The sequence below is a fragment of the Pseudonocardia halophobica genome, assembly GCF_027922425.1.
GTDB classification, from domain to species: Bacteria; Actinomycetota; Actinomycetes; order Mycobacteriales; family Pseudonocardiaceae; genus Pseudonocardia; species Pseudonocardia halophobica.
The window spans coordinates 117,027-136,890 of the sequence record NZ_BSFQ01000001.1 but is presented as its reverse complement, the minus strand read 5'-3'; the positions used below and the strand labels follow the sequence as shown (position 1 = coordinate 136,890).

The following is a 19,864-nucleotide window of genomic DNA, read 5'->3' as shown; positions in this document are numbered from 1 at the left end:
GCCCCGGTGGCCCCGTGCCCGGGCACGGCGAGGGGTCGGCGCCCGCTCCTCGCGTTCCCCTGCTCGACGCGGCGGCCACGACCCGGTGCCGGCGCCGGGTGCACCTGGACCACGACCCGTCGGCCGCCTCGGCGCCGCGGGCCCTGCCCGACCCGGCGCTGGAGCAGCGCCGGGCGGACGTGCGGGAGCACCGCGCCCGGATCGCCGAGGTCGTGTCCGGCGCGCAGCCGGGGGCGTGGTCGGCGGTGCCCGAGGGCCTGCCGACGGCGGAGCGCGCCCGGCTGACCGGGGAGCTGGTCGTCGCGGGCGCCGGCGTGATCGGCGGGGCGGTGCTGCCGATCGACCCGGCGGGCCGGCGCGGCTCGGCCGAGCTCCTGGTCCGGGTCCCCGGCGGCGGGTACGTGCCCGTGATCGTCGTGCGGCACCGGATCACCGATCCCGGCACCGGTGCCGCCACCACTCCGCTCACCGCGCCGTTCCCGCAGCTCGCGGCCGAGGACGAGGAGCGGAAGGTGCGTTCGCAGCCGCGGGACCTGCTGCGGCTCGCGCACCTCACCCGGATGCTGCGGACGGCAGGGTGGGCCCCGCCGGCCGAGGTGGAGGGCGCGGACCGGGGCGGCGTCGTCGGCCTCGACGCGGACGTGGTGGTGTGGCACGACCTGCGGGCCGGGCACTGGCCGGGCGACCGCAGCACCCTGGAGGAGTACGACGAGCGGTTCACCGACCGCGCGGCCGTCGCGCTGGCAGCGGCCACCGGCGCCGAGCCGCTCGCCGAGCCCTCGCGGGTGCTGGAGTGCCGGCGCTGCCCGTGGTGGCCGACCTGCGAGGCGCGGCTCACCGCGGAGCGGGACGTGAGCCTGGTGGTCCGCGGCGACACCGCCGTGGCGCTGCGCGAGATCGGGATCCGCACGGTCGACGAGCTGGCCGACCTCGACCCCCGGGTCGAGCCGCCGGTGCCGCTGCCCGGCACCCCGTTCCCGGACGTCGTGGCGCTGGCCCGGGGCTGGCGGCGCGGGCTGGCCGTGGCGCGGCGGGTCGAGCGGGTGCCGGTGTACCGCGCGGACGTCGAGGTCGACGTCGACATGGAGAGCTTCGGCGAGTCCGGCGCCTACCTGTGGGGCGCGGCGCTCTCCTACCCGGGCGGGCGCCGCGAGCGGGACGAACCCGAGGGCTACCGCGCCTTCGCCACCTGGGAGCCCGTGCCCACGCCGGACGAGGGCCGCTCCTTCGCCGAGTTCTGGACCTGGCTCTCCGGCGTCCGGGCGGCTGCCGCGCGGACCGGCCGCACGTTCGCCGCCTACTGCTACAACGAGCAGGCCGAGAACCGCTGGCTGCTGTCCTCGGCCACCCGGTTCGCGGGCATGCCCGGCGTCCCGCCGGTCGAGGAGGTCCGCGAGTTCATCGCCGCGGACTGGTGGGTCGACCTGTTCGCCGTGGTCAACGAGTGGTTCCTGTGCGCGCAGGGCAAGGGGTTGAAGAAGATCGCCCCGGTCGCCGGGTTCAGCTGGCGGGACCCGGAGGCCGGCGGCGAGAACTCGATGCGCTGGTACCGGGACGCGGTGGGCATGGACGGCGCCCCGCCGGACCAGGCGCAGCGGGAGCGGCTGCTCGGCTACAACACGGACGACGTGCTGGCCACCCAGGCGCTGCGGGAGTGGATGACCTCGCGCGCCGTCGACGAGGTCCCGCTCGCCGCGGAGCTCTGACCGTGTCCGAAACCCGCCAGCGCGCACCCGAGGACCGGGAGCATGCTGTCCGGGTGCAACTGAGCTGGCGGATCCTCCCGGCGCCCGAGCCGATCGGCGCGCTCACCGTCGCGGTGAGCGAGGCCGGCCTGTGCCTCGTCGGGTTCGGGGCGGTGCCGGAGCGGGCGGCGGCGGCCGCGGAGCGGCTGGGCGCCGAGCCCGAGGAGGACCCGGCCGGGACGGAGGAAGCGGCCGCCCAGCTCGTGGAGTACCTCTCCGGGGAGCGCCGGGCGTTCGACCTGCCGCTGGACTGGCGGCTCACGCACGGCACCCAGCGCACCGTGCTGCAGGCGCTCTTCGCGCACGTCCCGTTCGGGGCGACCACCACCTACGCGAAGCTCGCCGCGCTCAGCGGGGCGTACCAGGGCCACGGCTACACGGCCGCCCGCGGGGTCGGCTCCATCATGGGCTCGAACCCGATCCCGGTCGTGGTGCCGTGTCACCGGGTCATGGCGGCGGGTGGGCTCGGCGGCTTCGGCGGCGGCCGCGCCACCAAGGAGTGGTTGCTCGCCCACGAGGGCGTGCTGGCGCCGACCCTGTTCTGAGGGCGTCACCGAACGGGCGCTCTCGTCGCGTTCATGATCACCGCTCGGGACCGGTAGGCGCCGGATGCGGCGCTCAATGGTCACAACTGACGATCATGGCTGGTGCATGGCGTTCCGCCCTGTTCACGGATCCGCGTCCGTCCTACCGGGCAGTGCTCGCGCCCGCCGGTCCGAGCCTCGTGGGACAGGAACGAGCCTCGGTCGGCGACGGCGGCCGCCCGGTGCGAGGGTGGGAGCGTGGCACCCCGCACCTACGAGAAGCTCGGGCCCACCGGCGCGGCCGCGAGCACCCACCACCTCGGCACCTCCACCGCCCTGACCGTGCTGGCCCGGGGCGGCAACGCCTTCGACGCCGCCGTCGCGGCCGGGTTCGTCCTGCAGGTCGTGGAGCCGCACCTGTGCGGCCCCGGCGGCGAGGTCCCGGTCGTGTTCAGCACCGCCGCCGACCCGCGGCCCCGGGTGCTGTGCGGGCAGGGCGTGGCGCCCGCCGCGGCGACGATCGACCATTACCGCGCCGAGGGCTGCACGATCGTGCCGGGCACCGGGCTGCTCGCCGCCACCGTCCCGGGCGCGTGGGACGCCTGGCTGACCCTCCTGCGCGACCACGGGACCTGGGAGCTGGCCGATGTCCTGGCTCCCGCGCTCGGCTACGCCGCCGGAGGGTTCCCGCTGGTCCCGCGCATCCCGGACACGATCGCCACCGTCGCGGAACACTTCCGCACGCACTGGCCGAGCTCGGCCGCCCAGTGGCTGCCGGACGGCGGGATCCCGCGCCGGTCGCACCGGCTGCCGGTGCTCGCGGCGACCTGGGAGCGGCTGCTCGGCGAGGCGCAGGGGCCGAGCCGCGAGGCGCGCCTCGACGCGGCCCGGGCGGCCTGGTCCCGCGGGTTCGTCGCCGAGGAGGTCGACCGCTTCTGCCGCACCCCCGTGCGCGACGAGACCGGCCAGGACCATGCCGGCGTGCTCACGGCCGACGACCTCGCCGGCTGGTCGGCGACCTACGAGGACGCCCTGGTCGTCGACGCCGGCGCGGGCTGGCAGGTCGCCAAGTGCGGGCCGTGGTCGCAGGGCCCGGCCCTGGCCCAGACGCTGCGCCTGCTCGACGGCACCGACCTGACCTACGCCGACGGGATCGCGACCGCCGACACCGTGCACGTCACCGCGGAGGCCGCGAAGCTCGCGTTCGCCGACCGGGAGGCCTGGTACGGCGACAGCGCGCCGGTGCCGATGGCGGACCTGCTGGGGGAGGACTACACCGCCGCCCGGCGCCGGTTGATCGGCGAGCTGGCGTGCCGCGAGCTGCGGCCCGGCGCGCCCGGCGGCCGCGACCCCCGGCTCGCGGCGCTCGCCACCGACCACGACCGGCCGATCGGCAAGGGCACCGAGGGCCCCGGCACGGGTGAGCCCACGGTCGCGCGGCTGGGCGAGGGGGCCGCGACCGGCGAGCCCGCGCCGAGCGAGCCCAGCCTGACCCGGCAGGGCGTGGCGCGCGGGGACACGGTGCACATCGACGTCGTCGACGCCGCCGGGAACATGGTCTCCGCGACGCCGTCGGGCGGCTGGCTGCAGTCCTCGCCCGTCATCCCCGAGCTGGGGTTCTGCCTGGGGACGCGGGCGCAGATGTTCTGGCTGGAGGAGGGCCTGGCCAGCTCGCTGGTGCCGGGCAGGCGCCCCCGGACCACCCTCTCGCCCAGCCTCGGCCTGCGCGACGGGGAGCCCCGCGTCGCCTTCGGCACGCCCGGCGGCGACCAGCAGGACCAGTGGCAGCTGTGCTTCCTGCTCGCCCACACCCGGGCGGGCCTCGACCTGCAGGCGGCGATCGACGCCCCGGCCTGGCACACGACGTCCTTCCCCGCCTCGTTCGCGCCGCGCGGCTGGGAGCCGGCGGGGCTCGTCGTCGAGTCGCGGCTCGGCGCGGACACGGTCGACGAGCTCGCCCGCCGCGGCCACCGGGTCACCGACGCCGGCCCGTGGGCGCTGGGCCGGCTCTCGGCCGTCGGACGGGGTGACGACGGCCTGCTCGCCGCCGCCGCCGACCGCCGCAGCGGTGTGGGCTCCGCCGCGGCCCTCTGAGGAACGCGTCATGGAACATGACGCGAGTTTTCGCCCCTCGATTCGCATTGTGGTTCCATAGCGCGCCGAAGACGGCCCTGAGAACGCTCGATGGCTCCACAACGCACTCGGGCGGGCCCGGGAACGTGCGTCATGGAGCCATACGGCGGGGGATGTCAGCCCAGGACGGCCTGGATGTCGATGTCGATCCGCAGCGTGCGCCCGATCGCCAGCACGCCGGCGAGGACGCTCTGGTTCCAGGAGATCGCGAAGTCGTCCCGGGAGATCTCGGTGGTGGCCGAGAAGGCCGCCCGGGTGCCGCCCCACAGGTCGGGGCCGGTGCCGCGGTACTGGACGTCGAGCGCGACCGGCGCGCTCACGCCCTTCAGCGTGAGCACCCCGTCGACCCGCCAGTGCCGGGTGTCGATCCGCACGAGCCCGTCGGACTTGTAGCTGATCTCCGGGTAGACGTCGATGTCGAGGAAGTCCACGCTGCGCAGGTGCGCGTCCCGGTCGGCGTCGTCGGAGTCGACGCTGCCCGGGTCGATCGAGACCTCCACCGAGCTGTTCTCGAGCGGGTCGGCCACCTGGATGCGGCCGCCGAAGCCGCGCAGCCGCCCGTGGATCCGGCTCATACCCAGGTGCAGGGCGGTGGCCCGGATGCTCGAGTGGTGCGGGTCGATCGTCCAGGTCCCGGGCATGGGCAGGACGTCGCCGCCCACCTTGGCCAGCTCCAGCACGCCCATCGTGGAGCGCTCGCCGGCCACCTGGACCGTGCGCGCGGCGGGCTCGTGCCCGGCCGCCGCCGCGATCACCGTGTACGGGCCCCGGTCGAGCCCCTCGATCACGAACCCGCCGTCCTCGCGGCTCGCCGCGCGGCCGCGCTGCACGCCCGTCGCGTCGACGGCCGTCAGCGTGCCCCCGGTGACGGGCCAGCCGTCCGGGGTCATCAGCCTGCCGGTCACGTCGCTCATCGGATTCCCTCCGTCGTCCCGTTCTGCGTCGCCGCGGTCCCGAGCGCCCCGTCTGGCGCCGCCCCGTTCTGCGCCGCCCCGTTCTGCGCCGCCCCGTTCGGAACGGCGCCGTGCTGCGCGGGGGCCGGGAACTCGACGTCGGCCGTGGTCACCCCGCCGGAGCCCACCTGCACCACCGACGCCACCGGCGCGTAGCCGCTGGCCGTGAGCGTGTAGGTCCCGCCGGGCAGGTTCTCGAAGACGAACGAGCCGTCCGGGCCGGTCACGGTCGACGCGACCACGGTGCCCCGCCCGTCGATCAGGGTGGCGAGCGCCTCGCCGACCCCGCGGCCGTCGCTCGCGGCCACCACCGTGCCGACGAGCCGGGCCCGCCGGGGCAGCTCGACGTCGTGGTCGGTCACCAGCCCGGTCCGCAGCTCGACCGCCGCGGCGACCGGCGCGAACGTGGGCCCGGTGACGGTCAGCGTGTACCGCCCCTCGGGGACGCCCTCGAGCCGGTAGCGCCCGCCGGCGTCGGGCCGGCCGGTGGCGGCGACGTCGCCCCGCGCGTCGATCAGGGTGAGGGTCGCGTCGTCGATCGGCGTGCCCTCGGCGTCGCGGACGAGCCCGCGGACCGCGCAGGTGCCGGCGAGCGGGACGTCGTGCCGGACCGGCCGGTCGGCCACCGCCACCATCGCCGCGTACGGCTGGAAGGCGCCGGAGGTGGCGACGACGAGGTACGTGCCGCCGTTGGCCAGCGGGATGCGGTACCCGCCGTCCGGGCCGGTCACGGCGCGGCCCTCCTGGTGCCCGCCCGGGTCGGTGACGGTCACGACCGCCTCGGCCAGCCCGGTGCCGTCGGCGCGGTGCACGATGCCGTTGACCTCGGGTCCGGGGCCGTACCCGCCGGGAGCACCCCCCGCGGCCGGCTCGGCCGGCTCGGCCGGCAGGGGCGCCGGCTCCCCGACGAGGTGGTGCCGGCCGCCGTCGACGGGTCCCTGCCCGGTCCCGTTGCGCGCGGCCACGGCCTCGGCGACGGTGCGCGACCCGGCGTGCCCGTTGCCGGTGTGCCCGTTGCCGGTGTGCCCGTCGCCCGTGTGCAGGGCCTGGAACTCCTCGATCGGCTCGACGGCCGCGGTCACGGCCGCGGGGGCGGGCGGGGTGCCGGCCTCCTCGGCCAGCCGGGCCTGGGCGCCGGACATGGTGCGCAACGGCAACTCCTTGATGAACAGCACGATGACGAACGCCAGCGCGATCACGCAGGCGGCGACCAGGTAGGTGAGCGTCATCGAGTCGGTGAACCCGACCAGGAACGGCCGGGCGAGCCGGGCGTCGATCTGCTGCAGGAACGCGGAGTCGTTCAGCACGCCGGAGGCCGCGGACAGGTCGCCGGACTGCGCGCCCTGCACGATCTGCCGGTTGGCGGGGTCCGCGACGACCGCGGGGTCGGCGAGCGCCGAGCGGAAGACCTGTCCGGCGTCGCCCCGGAAGGCCGCCGTGATCTTGTCGCCGACCGTCGAGAACATGATCGACAGGAAGATGGCGGTACCGAGCGTGCCGCCCATCTGCCGGAAGAAGGTCGCCGACGCCGTCGCCACACCCATGTCCCGCGCGGGCACGGCGTTCTGCACGGCCAGGACCAGGGTCTGCATGCAGCACCCGAGCCCGAGGCCGAACATCGCCATGTAGAGGTCGAACTCCCACAGCGCGATGTCGACGCTGAGCCGGAAGTGCAGGATCACCAGTGCGCCGGCCATGAGCGCGGTGCCGATGATCGGGAAGATCTTGTAGTGCCCGGTCCGGGAGGTGACCTGGCCGGACACGATCGACGCCGTCATGATCCCGCCGACGAGCGGCAGCATCAGGAAGCCGGACTCCGTGGGGGTGACCCCGTGCACGATCTGCAGGAACTGGGGGAACAGCGCGATGCCGCCGAACATCCCCATGCCGATCACGACGCCGGCCATGCTGCTCAGGGTGAACACGCCGTTGCGGAACAGCCGCAGCGGGAGCAGGGCGTCGTCGCCGAAGCCGCGCTCGCAGAACACGAAGGCGATCAGGCCGATCGCGCCGACGATGTAGCAGACGATCGCCTGGTTGGAGCCCCAGCCCCACTCCCGGCCCTGCTCCGCGACGATCAGCAGCGGCACCAGGCCGATGGCCAGGGTGAGCGCCCCGGGCCAGTCGATGCGGTGCGGGCGCGGGGTGTGCGGGACGTTGAGGACCTTCGCCACGACCACCAGGGCGACGGCGCCGATCGGCACGTTGACCAGGAAGATCCAGCGCCAGCCGTCGATGCCGGCGATCGTGGCCTGGCCGGAGAACACGCCGCCGATGACCGGGCCGAGCACGCTCGACGTGCCGAACACGGCGAGCATGTAGCCCTGGTAGCGGGCCCGCTCCCGCGGCGGCACGATGTCGCCCAGGATCGTCAGGGCCAGCGCGAACAGGCCGCCGGCGCCGAGGCCCTGCACCGCGCGGAAGCCCGCGAGCATGTACATCGACGTCGAGAAGGTGCACAGCACCGAGCCGACGAGGAAGATCGAGATCGCGGTGAGGAACAGCGGCTTGCGGCCGAAGATGTCGGAGAGCTTGCCGTAGAGCGGCGTGCTGATCGTGCCGGTGATCAGGAACGCGGTCGTGGCCCAGGCCTGCTGGGAGAGCCCGCCCAGGTCGTCGGCGATGGTGCGGATGGCGGTCGAGACGACGGTCTGGTCCAGCGCGGCCAGGAACATGCCGAGCATGAGGCCGATCAGGATCGTCACGATCTGCTTGTGCGACAGCTCACCGCCCCGGTCGGTCGGAGGGGCCGGCCGCGCGGGCGCGGCGGCGGCTGGGCTGGTCATCGGGGGTCCCCCTCGGTCGTGCGCTGGAGATCGGCGACGAAGCGGCCCAGCAGGTCGGCGAACTGGCCGCGGGACTCGGGGGTCCAGTCGGCCAGGGCGTCGACGAGCTGGCCGGCCCGGCGCCGTCGTTCGGTGTCGAGGACCCGGTGGCCCTCGGTGGTCGCGGCGAGCAGACTGGCGCGGCCGTCCTCGGGGTCGGCGCGGCGCTCGACGAGCCCGGACCGGACCAGGCCGGCGACCTGCCGGCTGATGGTCGACGGGTCCGCGCACATCGCCGCGGCGATCTCCCCGGAGCGCTGCGGGCCCTCGGTGGCCAGCCGCGCGAGCAGCGGGAACGCCGCCGTCTCGAGCTCGGCCCGGTAGGCCGGGGCCACCCGCTTGACCAGCCGCATGAGCATCACGATCTGGTGCACCAGCCGGTCGGCGACGTCGATGTCCCGGTCGTCGAGGGTCCGGTCGGAGAGCGGGGGCGCGCCGTCGATCTCGGCCGTCATGCCTGCTCCTGAAGGTCTCTTTACCTGTACTTTGCGTGTATCACGCAACGAGTTGCTCTACGCAAGCATGGACCCGCGCGGGCCTCCCGCGCAAAGCGATTACCCCCTTCTCGGCGGTGATCCGCACCACCGGGCCGGGTTACCGTGCCCCCGTGGCGCGGCCGACGGTGGTGGAGAACGTCTTCGATCCCCGGGTGTTCGCCCGCGGCGTCCCGCACGAGGCGCTGCGCCGGCTGCGGGACGAGGCGCCGGTCTCCTGGCAGGAGGAGCACGAGGTCGGCATCTGGCCGGCCGGCCCGGGCTACTGGGCGGTGACCCGCTACGACGACGTCCGGCACGTGCTGCGCAGCCCGGCCGACTTCTCGTCGTCGCTCGGGGCCACGCAGATCCGCGACCCCGACCCGGCCGACCTGCCGTTCATCCGCCGGATGATCCTCAACATGGACCCGCCCGAGCAGGTGCGGCTGCGCACGCTCGTGACCGGCGCGTTCACCCGCCGCCGGCTGGAGCGGTTCGCGGCGACCGTGCGGGAGCGGGCCGCCGCGCTGCTCGACGGCGTGGCGGCGCGGGGGAGCTGCGACCTGCCCGCCGACGTCACGGACGACTTCCCGCTGCAGAACCTCGCCGACCTGCTCGGCGTGCCCGCCGCGGACCGCGCGCAGCTGCTGCACTGGACGAACCGCGTGATCGGCTACCAGGACCCCGAGCACGCCCAGGTCGTGCTCGACGCCGACGGTCGCCCGGTCAACCCGCGCTCGCCCGCGCAGCTCGCGGACATGTTCGCCTACGCCGAGGAGCTGGCCGAGGCCAAGCGCCGGCACCCGGCCGACGACGTCATGACCGCCCTGGTGCAGGCGGAGGTCGACGGCGAGCGGCTCACCGACGCCGAGCTCAAGATGTTCTTCTTCCTGCTCGTCATCGCGGGCAACGACACCGTCCGCAGCGCCCTGCCGGGCGGCGTGCTGGCGCTCGTCGAACACCCGGGGGAGTACGCCCGGCTGCGCGCCGATCCTGGCCTGCTGCCGGGGGCGATCGAGGAGATGCTGCGCTGGCACCCGCCGGTGCTGACGTTCCGCCGCACGGCCGCCCGGGACCTGGAGCTCGGCGGGCAGGCGATCGCGGCGGGGGACAAGGTCGTCGTCTACCACGTGTCCGCGCACTACGACGAGCGCCGCTTCCCCGACCCGCACCGCTTCGACATCGGCCGCACGCCCAACGACCACCTCGCCTTCGGGCAGGGGCCGCACCTCTGCCTGGGCGCGGCGTTCGCCCGGCTGCAGCTGCGGGAGTTCCTCACCGAGTTCCTCACCCGGCTGCCGCACGTGGAGCTCGCGGGCGAGCCGCGGCGGCTGACCTCGAACTTCATCAACGGCGTCACCCGGCTGCCGCTGCGCTGGTGACCCCCGTCCAGGCCGTGTCTCCCAACCCGCCACCACCGCTCCCGGCGCCCACGCCGTCCCCGCCGGCGTTGCCGGGCCACCCGAATACGCCCGGTATGAGGGCAGCCCGGCTGCCTTGCCGGGAACAACGTGGATCACCGGGCCCGGCGGCGCCAGGTCGAGAGACACGGCCTAGTCTCCGCCGCAGCGATCACGGGAGGCGTGCCAATGGGTCGGACGGGCCGGATCGGGAGTGCGGTCACGGGGTTCGCGTGCGTGCTGGCGTTCGCCGGATGCGCCCAGCCGGGCCAGCTCGGCCAACCCGCCCCGGCCCCCACCGCGGCCCCTGCTCCCGGTGCCCCGGCCGCCGCGAGATCAGCGGCCCCGGCCGGTCCGCAGACGGTCGGGCAGGGCGTCGTCGACATCCCGCTGCGGTTCCGGACCCCGGCGCCCGCCGACTACACCGTGCGGACCCTCGACCTCGCCCCGGGCGGGGCCCTCGGCTGGGAGACCCACCCCGGCACCGAGCTGACCCTGCTCGACGCCGGGCAGGTCGCGGTGCAGGAGGCCGGCGCCTGCGCGCCGCGGGTGCTCGCGCCGGGCCAGGTCGCCGTGGTGGGCGAGGGGGTGGCGCACGTCGTGCGCAACATCGGCACGGAGCCCGCCAGGCTGGTCGTCACCAGCTTCCTCGCCCAGGGCGCGCCCGCGGCCACCCCGGTGCCCTCGGCGTGCCCGGAGGAGCCCCCGGCCGCCACCGGATAACGATCCGGCGCTCCAGCCTGCGCCGGACGACACCACCCCCTACGATCGCGCGATCTGAGCCGACGACGTCTCAGGAGCGTGTCCCATGGCGAACGGGTCCGAGTTCGACCGGCGACGGTTCCTCCAGGTCACGGGGCTGGCGGCGCTCGGGGGAGCGCTCGTCGCCTGCGGGGGAGGGGGCGGCGGGGGTGCCCCTGCGCCCACCCAGGCCGCCCCGCCGGGCACCTTCACCCCGCCGTCGACGTCGTTGAGCGGCGCCCTCTCCCTGCTCATGTGGAGCCACTTCGTCCCGGCGCACGACGCCTGGTTCGACCCGTGGGTGAAGGACTGGGGTTCCAAGGTCGGGGTGGCCGTGACCGTCGACCACATCAACTACGCCGAGCTGCCCGCCCGCACGCAGGCCGAGATCCAGGCGAAGCAGGGCCACGACCTGATCCTGCACATCGCGCCGGTGCCGCAGTACGAGCCGAGCGTGCTCGACCTCACGGACGTCGTGACCGAGGCGGAGAAGCGGCACGGCACCCAGCTGGACCTGTGCCGCCGGTCCAGCGTCAACCCGACGACGCGGAAGTTCTTCGCCTACGCCCCCGCCTGGGTGCCGGACCCGGGTGACTACCGGCAGAGCCTGTGGGCGCCCGTCGGGCTGGCGAACGGCCCCGCCAGCTGGGACGACCTGCTGCGCGGCGGCGCGGAGATCAAGCGCACCCAGGGCGTGCAGCTCGGCGTCGGGATGTCGCAGGAGATCGACTCCAACATGGCGGGCCGGGCGCTGCTGTGGTCGTACGGGGCGTCGATCCAGAACGAGGCCGAGGAGGTCGTGCTCAACTCGCCGGAGACCGTCGAGGCCGTGGCGTTCATGAGCCGGCTCTACCAGCAGGCGATGACGCCGGAGGTGTTCTCCTGGAACGCGGCGTCGAACAACCAGGGCCTCGCCGCCGGGCAGCTGTCCTACATCCTCAACTCGATCTCGGCGTGGCGGACCTCCCAGGAGACCGATCCGGAGACGGCGCACGACATCTTCTTCACCGCCCCGCTGCGCGGGCCCGCGGACGCCCGGGCCGCCAGCCACGTCATGTACAACTGGATCGTCCCGAACCACGCCACCAACCCCGCCGCGGCCAAGGAGTTCCTGCTCCACTACACGGCGAACCTCGACGTGGTCGCCTGGCAGTCGAAGCTCTACGACTTCCCGGCCTACCCGGACGTGGTGCCCGACCTGAAGAAGTGGCTCGACGCCGACCCGTTCGGCGCCCAGCCCCCGGGCAAGCTCGCGCTGCTCGGCGACGCCGTCAGCTGGAGCACCAACGTCGGCTACCCGGGCACGGCGAACACGGCCGAGGGCGAGGTCTTCGCGACCTTCGTCATCCCCAACATGTTCGCCCGGGCGGCGCGCGGGGAGGTCAGCGCCCAGCAGGCGGTGGCCGACGCCGAGGCGCAGGTCACGCCGATCTTCGACAACTGGCGGGCCCGCGGCCTGATCGGCACCGGCGGGCGCTGACGTGGCCACGGTCGAGGTCCGCGACCTGCACAAGCACTTCGACGCGGGACGGGTGCGCGCCGTGGACGGCGTCGACGTCGCGACCTCCGACGGCGAGTACCTGGTGCTGCTCGGCCCCTCGGGCTGCGGCAAGACCACCCTGCTGCGCACCATCGCCGGGCTGGAGGAGCCGTCGAGCGGCGACGTCGTGATCGACGGCCAGGTGGTCACCGGGCTGCCGCCGCGGGCCCGGCGGATCGCGATGGTGTTCCAGAGCTACGCGCTCTACCCGCACAAGAGCGTGCTGGCCAACATCGTGTTCCCGCTGCGGGCGGCCGGTGTCCCGCACGGCGACCGCGAGCAGAAGGCCCGGCGCGCCGCGGGCATGCTCGGGATCGAGCACCTGCTGGGCCGCAAGCCCCGCCAGCTCTCCGGCGGCGAGCGCCAGCGGGTCGCCCTGGCCAGGGCCCTGGTCCGCGACCCCTCGGTGTTCCTGCTCGACGAGCCGCTGTCCAACCTCGACGCCAAGCTGCGGACCAGCGCCCGCGACGAGCTCAAGCGGTTCCAGCAGGACATCCGGGCGACCACGGTCTACGTCACGCACGACCAGAGCGAGGCGATGGGGCTCGGGGACCGGATCGCCGTCATGTCCCAGGGCCGGGTGCGCCAGATCGGCAGGCCGGTGGAGGTCTACGACGACCCGGCGGACACCTTCGTGGCGACCTTCATCGGCTCGCCGCCCATGAACCTCGTGCCCCGCGGCGACGTGCTGGTCGGCTTCCGCCCCGAGCACCTGCTGCCGGTGGAGAACGTGCCCGGCGAGCGCGTCACGGTGACGCTGGAGGTGCAGCGGATGGAGTACCTGTCCGGCGACCGGCACGTCTACGGCACCGTCGACCTGGGTGCGGGCCCGACGCGGGTGATCGCCCGGCTCCCGGCCACGGTCGACACGCCCCTCGCCGCGGGCGAGCGGCACGGGTTCGCGGTGCCGGTGCGCCGGCTGCGGTTCTTCGACGAGGACTCGGGGCTGCGCACGGACCCCGTCCCGGTCCGGACCTGAGCGATGACCGGCCCAGGCGGAGCACCCCCGGCGGCCACGCGGCCCGCCGGTCCCGCCGCGGAGCGGGAGCGGCCGGCGCCCACCCGGTACCGGCGCCGCCTCACCGACCGGGACGGTGCCCTGGCCTGGCTGTTCCTGGCTCCGGCGGTGGTCTACATCCTGGCGCTGGTCGGGGTGCCGTTCCTGCTGGCCGTGGCCTTCAGCTTCTCCGACGTCACCGGCGGCGACCCGAGCTTCGACTGGACCGGGCTGCAGAACTTCGGGCGCGTCTTCGCCGACCCGGTCTTCTGGCGCGCACTGCGCAACACCCTCGTCTTCACCGCGCTGTCGATGGTCTTCATCGTGCTGTTCGGGAAGGTGCTCGCCAACGTCCTGATCGCCGACTTCCGCGGCCGGTGGCTGGTGCGCTTCCTCGTGCTCCTGCCCTGGACCACGCCGGTGGCGCTGTCCACCATCACCTGGCTCTGGATGCTCGACTCGGTGTTCTCCCCGATCGACTGGGTGCTGCGCCAGGTCGGCCTCATCCAGGCCAACATGTTCTACCTGGGCCGGCCGACCCTGGCGATGGCCTCGGTGATCGCGGTGCACGTCTGGCGGCTGGTGCCGCTGGCCGCGGTGATCATGATGGCCGGTCTGCTGTCGATCCCGAAGGACGTTCAGGAACAGGCGCTGGTCGACGGCGCGGGCTACTGGCGGCGGATGGTCGAGATCACGATCCCGCTCACCGCGCCGGTCATCGCGATCTCGGCACTCTTCGGGGCGATCTTCACCTTCACCGACATGACCGTCGTCTACGTCCTCACCCGCGGCGGCCCGACCAACGAGACGCAGGTGCTCGCCAGCTGGGCGTTCTTCCGCGGCATCGAGGGCGGCGACGTCGGGCAGGGCGCGGCGATCGCGCTGTTCCTGTTCCCGCTGCTGCTCGCGGCGGCGATCGCGATCCTGCGCGCGGTCCGCCGGATGGAGGTGAGCTGAGCCGTGGCGGGCACGCTCGTCGTCACCGAGGCCGACCGCCGCCGCTACGCGTGGCGGCACCGGGCCGCCCGCGCGACCCTCTACGTGATCGCGGTCCTGTCCGCGCTGTTCGCCGCGGGCCCGTTCGTCTGGGCGGCGATCACCGCGTTCAAGCAGGACAGCGACCTCTACCGGCGGCGCAACAACCCCTTCGTCTTCAACGAGACGCCGACGCTCGACCACCTCCGGCTGCTGTTCGCCCGCACCGCCTTCGCGACGTTCGCCTGGAACACCCTCTGGGTGGGCCTGCTCGTCGTGCTGATCACGCTGGTGCTCGCGCTCCCGGCCGCGTACAGCCTGGCCCGCCTCGACCGCCCGTGGGCGGGCCGGATGGGCATCGCGATCTTCTTCGTCTACCTCGTGCCGCCGACGCTGCTGTTCCTCTCGCTCTCGCGGCTCGTGGTGGCCCTCGGGCTGCAGGACTCCACCTGGTCCCTCGTGGTCATCTACCCGACGATCACCGTGCCGGTCTCGGTGTGGCTGCTCCTCGGCTTCCTCAAGACGATTCCGAAGGACATCGAGGAACAGGCCATGGTCGACGGCTACAGCCGGGTGGGGGCGATGGTGCGCGTCGTCGTCCCGCTGCTCCTGCCCGGGCTCGTCGCGGTGGTCGTGTTCGCGTTCACGCTCACGGCCAGCGAGTTCATCTACGCCCTCGCGTTCATCTCGCCCACCTCCGAGAAGGTGATCAGCACCGGCGTGCCCACCGAGCTCGTCCGCGGCGACGTGTTCTTCTGGCAGTCGCTGCAGGCGGCCGCCGTGCTCGTCGCGGTGCCGATCGCGGTGGTGTTCACCCTCTTCCTCGACCGCTTCGTCGCCGGGTTCACGCAGGGTGCGGTGAAGGGGTGACGCGTCCGCCGCCGGGGTGGAAGAGGCGGCACCCGGGCTCGCGGGTGTGGGACGATGGTCCGCGTCGGGGACCCTTCTGACCGGGCGGAGTGCATGGCGAGGAAGACCGTGACCGCCAACGACGGGCGGACGTGGGAGGTCAGCAGGCGCATCGACTGGTCGCCGCCCGCCGTCGGGGACGAGTTCGAGCACGACGTGGACGGCGGCCGCGGGGCCGTCGTGATGGTCGTCTGCGCGTTGATCGTGTTCGGCGTCGCCATCGTGGCCTGGCCGCTGCTCGCCCAGTCGCAGGTGTACGTGCCGCTGGCCTACTGGTTCGCCGCGATCGTGATCCTCGGCTTCTTCCCGGTCCGCTGGTGGCTGCGCCGGCCGTGGAAGATCGTCGCGGAGACGGACGGGCACTACGGCTCCGACGCCGGCCGCGAGCACTGGGTGGGCAAGGTCCGCGGGATGAGCCGTGCCCAGGAGGAGATGCGCGTGGTGGTGCTGTCGCTGCGCCAGCGCGGCACCCCCGGCCACGCCGACAGCCCCCTGCAGCCGGTCAACTGATGCCCGAGCTCCCCGAGGTCGAGGCGCTCGCCCAGCACCTGCGCGACCACGCCCTGTACCGGCCGGTGGCGCGGGTCGACGTGGCCAGCATGAGCGTGCTGAAGACCTTCGACCCGCCGGTGTCGGGGCTGGCCGGCCGCGTGGTCACGGGGGCGAGCCGGTTCGGCAAGTTCCTCTCGGTGGACTTCGAGGACCGCAAGGACGAGCCGGGCCTGCACCTGGTCACGCACCTGTCGCGGGCGGGCTGGCTGCGCTGGCACGACCAGGCCGCCGCCACCCCGCCGAAGCCCAGCGGGCGCGGCCCGCTGGCCCTTCGGGTGCACCTCGACGCCGTCGGTGGGCCGGGCTTCGACCTCACCGAGGCGGGCACGCAGAAGCGGCTCGCGGTGTACCTGGTGCACGACCCGCAGGAGGTGCCGGGCGTCGCGAAGCTCGGGCCGGACGCGCTCGACATCGACCGCGCCGGGTTCGGCGCGCTGCTCGCCGGGCGCACCGAGCGGATCAAGAACCTGATCACCGACCAGAAGGTGCTGGCCGGGATCGGCAACGCCTACAGCGACGAGATCCTGCACACCGCCCGGCTGTCCCCGTACGCCGTCTCCGGGCGGCTCGACGAGGACCGGGTCGACGTCCTGTACGAGGCGATGCGCGGGGTCCTCAGCGACGCCGTGGACCGCTCCGTGGGCCAGCGCGCCGCCTCGCTGAAGGGCGAGAAGCGCTCCGGCCTGCGGGTCCACGCCCGGACCGGGCTGCCCTGCCCGGTGTGCGGCGACACCGTCCGGGAGGTGTCGTTCGCCGATCGGTCGTTCCAGTACTGTCCGACCTGCCAGACCGGCGGCAAACCCCTGGCCGACCGGCGGCTCTCCAGACTGGTGAGGTGACCACGGTGGCGGACGTGCTCTCGTCGCCGCTGGTGCTCGTCCTCGCGGCGGTCATCGTGGCGCTGGTCGTGGTGATCGTGGTGCTCCTCGTGCGCCGTGCCCGCCGGCACACCTTCGCGAGCCCGCTCGAGCGGGCCACCTTCTCCACGCTGCACACGGTGGCGCTCGCCGCGCCCGCGCTGCGGGACGGGCTCAACCCCAACTCCGCCGCGTACGCGCTGCCCTACCTGCGCACCCTGCTGGACACCTCTGCGCTCACCATGACGGACGCCCGGGGCGAGGTCCTGGCCTGGGACGGCGACGCCGACCAGCACAAGCCCGACGTGGTGGCCCTCGCCGACCAGGTGATCTCCACCGGCCGCCAGCAGGTGCTCTCGCACTCGGCCATCGCCTGCCAGTACCCGAGCTGCGACGTCCGCGGCATCGTCGTGGTGCCGCTGGAGAGCGACGGCGCGATCATCGGCACCCTGGCCGCGCTCACCACCCTGACCGCCGGCCCGGTGCTGCTGCGGGCCACCGCCGAGGTCGCGCGGTACGTCTCCAGCCAGCTCGAGCTCGCCGAGCTCGACGAGTCGCGCGCCCGGCTCAACCGGGCCGAGGTCCGGGCGCTGCGCGCGCAGATCTCGCCGCACTTCGTCTACAACGCGCTGACCACGATCGCGAGCTTCATCCGCACCGACCCGGTGCGCGCCCGCGACCTGCTGATCGAGTTCGCCGACTTCACCCGGTACTCGTTCCGCACCGCCGGCGAGTACACGACGCTGTCGGACGAGCTGACCAACATCGAGCGCTACATCGCCCTGGAGAAGGCCCGCTTCGGCAACCGGCTGAACATCAAGCTGCAGATCGCGCCCGAGGTGCTCAACGTCGTGCTGCCGTTCCTCGCACTGCAGCCGCTGGTGGAGAACGCGGTGCGGCACGGCCTGTCCGGCAAGCCCAACGGCGGCACGATCACCATCACCGCCGAGAACGCGGGCGCCGAGTGCGTGATCATCGTGGAGGACGACGGCGTGGGCATGGACCCCGCCCGCCTCACCGAGGACCTCGACGACGCCCACCTGTCCGGCGCGCACGTCGGCCTCGGCAACGTCGACGACCGCATGCGCTCGGCCTTCGGGGACGACTTCGGCCTGGTCGTGGACACGGCCGTCGGCGCCGGCATGAAGATCACGCTGCGGGTGCCGAAGTTCCGCGCGGGGATCCGGGTCTGACGCGCGGCCCCTCGAAGATCGCCTCAACGGCGGGTCCTGATCTGTAGCGTGTGCACATGGACGCCCTCCGCCTGCCCGACCGCCTGACCTCGCGCCTTCCCGGACGGCTCGGCGAGAAGGGCGACGCGCCGGTCGTCCCGCTCGTCCGGCTGCACGGCGTGATCTCGCCGCAGCCCGGTCCGGTACCTCGCGCGGTGATCAACGCGGCCTCCACGGAGAAGGTGCTGGAGCGGGCGTTCGGCACGGAGCGGGTCGTCGCGGTGGGGCTGCTGGTGAACTCGCCCGGCGGCTCGCCCACCCAGTCCGCCCTGGTCGCGGACCGGATCCGCGGGCTGGCGGCCGAGCACGAGGTGCCGGTGCTGGCGTTCTGCGAGGACGTCGCGGCCTCGGGCGGGTACTGGCTGGCCTGCGCGGCGGACGAGATCTACGCCCACCCGACCTCGATCGTCGGCTCGATCGGCGTGATCAGCTCCGGGTTCGGGCTGGAGGGCTTCATCCAGCGCTTCGGGATCGAGCGCCGGCTGCACACCGCCGGGAAGTCCAAGTCCCGGCTCGACCCGTTCCTGCCGGAGAAGGACGAGGACGTCGCCTGGCTGCGCGGGCTGCAGGACGAGCTGCACGGCCTGTTCCGGCAGTGGGTCGTCGACCGCCGGGGCGACCGGCTGACCGGTGGCGACGATCTCTTCACGGGCGAGGTCTGGACCGGGGCGCGGGCGCTGGAGCTCGGCCTGGTCGACGGCCTGGGCACGGCGCGGTCCGTCCTCACGGAGCGCTTCCCGGACGCCAAGCTGGCCCCGGTCGAGGGACGCAAGCCGCTGCTCGCCCGGCTGGGCCTGGGCGCCCCCGCCGCGGGGCTCCCCGGGGCCCTCGGTGCAGGCGGTGCGGCGGACGCCGCGCTCGGTCTGGTCCAGGCGGCCGACATCAGGGCGACATGGGCGCGCTACGGTCTGTAGCCTCGCCGGCGGTGGGCGAGCCCGAGAGGAGCCCCGGTCCTCACCCGTTCGATCAGTAGCCGATCGGTCGCAGATTGATGAGATGCCCTGGCATCCCGCACCGATCACCGTCACCATGGTCGGCAGGGCCCGGGGCCGCCACCGACGAGGTGCGCGCCCGGCCGCGCACCGGGAACGCAGGATGAGGAGATCGTGGACAGCACCGACAGCTCCGGAGGTCTGGTCGTCCTCGCAGTGGACGACGAACAGCCGGCTCTCGAAGAACTGGCGTTCCTGCTGAACGAGGACCCGCGGGTCGGCGAGGTGCTCAAGGCCTCGGACGCGACCGAGGCCCTCCGCATCCTCAACGCCCGCAGCTCCCGGGAGAGCGTGCACGCCGCGAACGCCGCCCGCGCCGCGGGCGCCCCGCACCCGGCCGCCGGCACGCGCGTGGCCGAGAAGACGGACGTCGACGTCGTCTTCCTCGACATCCGCATGCCGGGTCTCGACGGCCTCGAGCTCGCCCGCGTCTTCTCCTCCATGGCCCAGCCGCCGGAGGTCGTGTTCGTCACGGCGCACGACGACCGCGCGGTCGACGCCTACGAGGTCGGCGCCAAGGACTACCTGCTCAAGCCCCTGCGCGAGGAGCGGCTCGCCGCCGCCCTGGACCGGATCATCGCCAACCGGGCGACCGCGGCGCCCGTCGAGCCCGCCCCGCAGGAGCGGGACGAGGACGAGGTCATCCCCGTCGAGCTCGCGGGCACCACGAAGCTGGTGCCGCGCTCGGCCGTCCGGTACGTGGAGGCCCAGGGCGACTACGCCCGGCTGCACACCACCGAGGGCAGCCACCTGGTCCGCATCCCGCTGTCGGTGCTGGAGGACCGCTGGCGCGACGCCGGGTTCGTCCGCATCCACCGCTCGTTCCTGGTGGCGTTGCCGCTGGTCACCGAGCTGCGGCTGTCCGGGTCGGGGTACGTGGTGCGGGTCGGCTCCGGCCCCGACACCGCGGAGCTGCCCGTCTCCCGCCGGCACACCCGTGAGCTGAAGGACCGCCTGGTCCGCGCGACGAAGCAGGCGTGGAGCCAGAGGTGAGCGCCGACGACGCACTCGTTCCC

General features: G+C 74.0%; 17 protein-coding genes. 14 read left to right on the top strand and 3 right to left on the bottom strand.

Annotation, left to right across the window (positions count from 1 at the left end; genetic code table 11):
• Nucleotides 1–14: 14 nt before the first annotated feature.
• The 3 genes from PKE99_RS00640 to PKE99_RS00630 all read left to right on the top strand — a co-directional run bounded on the left by PKE99_RS00640 (nt 15) and on the right by PKE99_RS00630 (nt 4,363).
• Complete coding sequence (locus tag PKE99_RS00640; protein WP_197040515.1) at nt 15–1,706, top strand: TM0106 family RecB-like putative nuclease; 1,692 nt, start codon at nt 15–17, stop codon at nt 1,704–1,706.
• Nucleotides 1,707–1,759: 53 nt separating this feature from the next.
• Complete coding sequence (locus PKE99_RS00635; RefSeq protein WP_051736978.1) at nt 1,760–2,290, top strand: methylated-DNA--[protein]-cysteine S-methyltransferase; 531 nt, start codon at nt 1,760–1,762, stop codon at nt 2,288–2,290.
• A 237-nt stretch (nt 2,291–2,527) separates the two neighbouring features.
• Nucleotides 2,528–4,363, top strand: a complete 1,836-nt coding sequence (locus tag PKE99_RS00630; protein ID WP_037042200.1) for a gamma-glutamyltransferase family protein — start codon at nt 2,528–2,530, stop codon at nt 4,361–4,363.
• A 155-nt stretch (nt 4,364–4,518) separates the two neighbouring features.
• On the opposite strand, the gene PKE99_RS00625 is transcribed toward PKE99_RS00630, so the two are convergent.
• The 3 genes from PKE99_RS00625 to PKE99_RS00615 are packed head-to-tail and all read right to left on the bottom strand — an operon-like array spanning nt 4,519 to nt 8,635.
• Nucleotides 4,519–5,316, bottom strand: a complete 798-nt coding sequence (locus PKE99_RS00625) for a YceI family protein (protein WP_037042205.1) — start codon at nt 5,314–5,316, stop codon at nt 4,519–4,521.
• A complete protein-coding gene (locus PKE99_RS00620; protein ID WP_063739677.1) occupies nt 5,313–8,141 on the bottom strand; it encodes an MFS transporter in 2,829 nt (942 codons plus the stop codon). The genes PKE99_RS00625 and PKE99_RS00620 overlap by 4 nt, the downstream gene beginning before the upstream one ends.
• Nucleotides 8,138–8,635 (bottom strand): MarR family winged helix-turn-helix transcriptional regulator, encoded by a 498-nt coding sequence (locus PKE99_RS00615; protein WP_051736979.1) that lies wholly within the window; start codon nt 8,633–8,635, stop codon nt 8,138–8,140. Before PKE99_RS00615 ends, PKE99_RS00620 begins: the two co-directional genes overlap by 4 nt.
• A gap of 152 nt (nt 8,636–8,787) precedes the next feature.
• Here PKE99_RS00615 and PKE99_RS00610 point away from each other — a divergent pair, with 152 nt between their 5' ends.
• The 11 genes from PKE99_RS00610 (at nt 8,788) to PKE99_RS00560 (ending at nt 19,841) form a co-directional block, all read left to right on the top strand.
• The gene (locus PKE99_RS00610) at nt 8,788–10,035 is read left to right on the top strand and encodes a cytochrome P450 (protein ID WP_037042556.1); all 1,248 of its coding nucleotides are present in this window, start codon (nt 8,788–8,790) and stop codon (nt 10,033–10,035) included.
• 207 nt (nt 10,036–10,242) lie between these two features.
• The gene (locus PKE99_RS00605; protein WP_051736980.1) at nt 10,243–10,776 is read left to right on the top strand and encodes a cupin domain-containing protein; all 534 of its coding nucleotides are present in this window, start codon (nt 10,243–10,245) and stop codon (nt 10,774–10,776) included.
• An 85-nt stretch (nt 10,777–10,861) separates the two neighbouring features.
• A complete protein-coding gene (locus PKE99_RS00600; protein WP_037042206.1) occupies nt 10,862–12,274 on the top strand; it encodes an ABC transporter substrate-binding protein in 1,413 nt (470 codons plus the stop codon).
• Nucleotide 12,275: 1 nt separating this feature from the next.
• On the top strand, nt 12,276–13,313 hold the full coding sequence (locus PKE99_RS00595; protein ID WP_037042207.1) for an ABC transporter ATP-binding protein: 1,038 nt from the start codon (nt 12,276–12,278) through the stop codon (nt 13,311–13,313).
• 3 nt (nt 13,314–13,316) lie between these two features.
• A complete protein-coding gene (locus PKE99_RS00590) occupies nt 13,317–14,288 on the top strand; it encodes a carbohydrate ABC transporter permease (RefSeq protein WP_051736981.1) in 972 nt (323 codons plus the stop codon).
• A gap of 3 nt (nt 14,289–14,291) precedes the next feature.
• The gene (locus tag PKE99_RS00585) at nt 14,292–15,176 is read left to right on the top strand and encodes a carbohydrate ABC transporter permease (protein ID WP_037042208.1); all 885 of its coding nucleotides are present in this window, start codon (nt 14,292–14,294) and stop codon (nt 15,174–15,176) included.
• A gap of 93 nt (nt 15,177–15,269) precedes the next feature.
• A complete protein-coding gene (locus PKE99_RS00580) occupies nt 15,270–15,725 on the top strand; it encodes a hypothetical protein (RefSeq protein ID WP_037042209.1) in 456 nt (151 codons plus the stop codon).
• Nucleotides 15,725–16,606, top strand: a complete 882-nt coding sequence (locus tag PKE99_RS00575; RefSeq protein ID WP_037042211.1) for an Fpg/Nei family DNA glycosylase — start codon at nt 15,725–15,727, stop codon at nt 16,604–16,606. Before PKE99_RS00580 ends, PKE99_RS00575 begins: the two co-directional genes overlap by 1 nt.
• Nucleotides 16,607–16,611: 5 nt before the next feature.
• Nucleotides 16,612–17,817 carry a sensor histidine kinase gene (locus tag PKE99_RS00570; protein WP_197040516.1) on the top strand — a complete coding sequence of 402 codons (1,206 nt, stop codon included), beginning with the start codon at nt 16,612–16,614 and terminating at the stop codon, nt 17,815–17,817.
• A 56-nt stretch (nt 17,818–17,873) separates the two neighbouring features.
• Entirely contained in the window at nt 17,874–18,770 is an 897-nt protein-coding gene (locus tag PKE99_RS00565) for a S49 family peptidase (RefSeq protein ID WP_037042212.1), read from the top strand.
• A gap of 192 nt (nt 18,771–18,962) precedes the next feature.
• The gene (locus PKE99_RS00560) at nt 18,963–19,841 is read left to right on the top strand and encodes a LytR/AlgR family response regulator transcription factor (RefSeq protein WP_037042213.1); all 879 of its coding nucleotides are present in this window, start codon (nt 18,963–18,965) and stop codon (nt 19,839–19,841) included.
• Nucleotides 19,842–19,864: the final 23 nt, after the last annotated feature.

Coding starts and splice junctions, on each gene's coding strand:
- PKE99_RS00625 (WP_037042205.1), bottom strand. CDS start 5,316: ATGAGCGACGTGACCGGCAGGCTGATGACCCCGGACGGCTGGCCCGTC.
- PKE99_RS00620 (WP_063739677.1), bottom strand. CDS start 8,141: ATGACCAGCCCAGCCGCCGCCGCGCCCGCGCGGCCGGCCCCTCCGACC.
- PKE99_RS00615 (WP_051736979.1), bottom strand. CDS start 8,635: ATGACGGCCGAGATCGACGGCGCGCCCCCGCTCTCCGACCGGACCCTC.
- PKE99_RS00605 (WP_051736980.1), top strand. CDS start 10,243: ATGGGTCGGACGGGCCGGATCGGGAGTGCGGTCACGGGGTTCGCGTGC.
- PKE99_RS00600 (WP_037042206.1), top strand. CDS start 10,862: ATGGCGAACGGGTCCGAGTTCGACCGGCGACGGTTCCTCCAGGTCACG.
- PKE99_RS00590 (WP_051736981.1), top strand. CDS start 13,317: ATGACCGGCCCAGGCGGAGCACCCCCGGCGGCCACGCGGCCCGCCGGT.
- PKE99_RS00580 (WP_037042209.1), top strand. CDS start 15,270: ATGGCGAGGAAGACCGTGACCGCCAACGACGGGCGGACGTGGGAGGTC.
- PKE99_RS00575 (WP_037042211.1), top strand. CDS start 15,725: ATGCCCGAGCTCCCCGAGGTCGAGGCGCTCGCCCAGCACCTGCGCGAC.
- PKE99_RS00565 (WP_037042212.1), top strand. CDS start 17,874: ATGGACGCCCTCCGCCTGCCCGACCGCCTGACCTCGCGCCTTCCCGGA.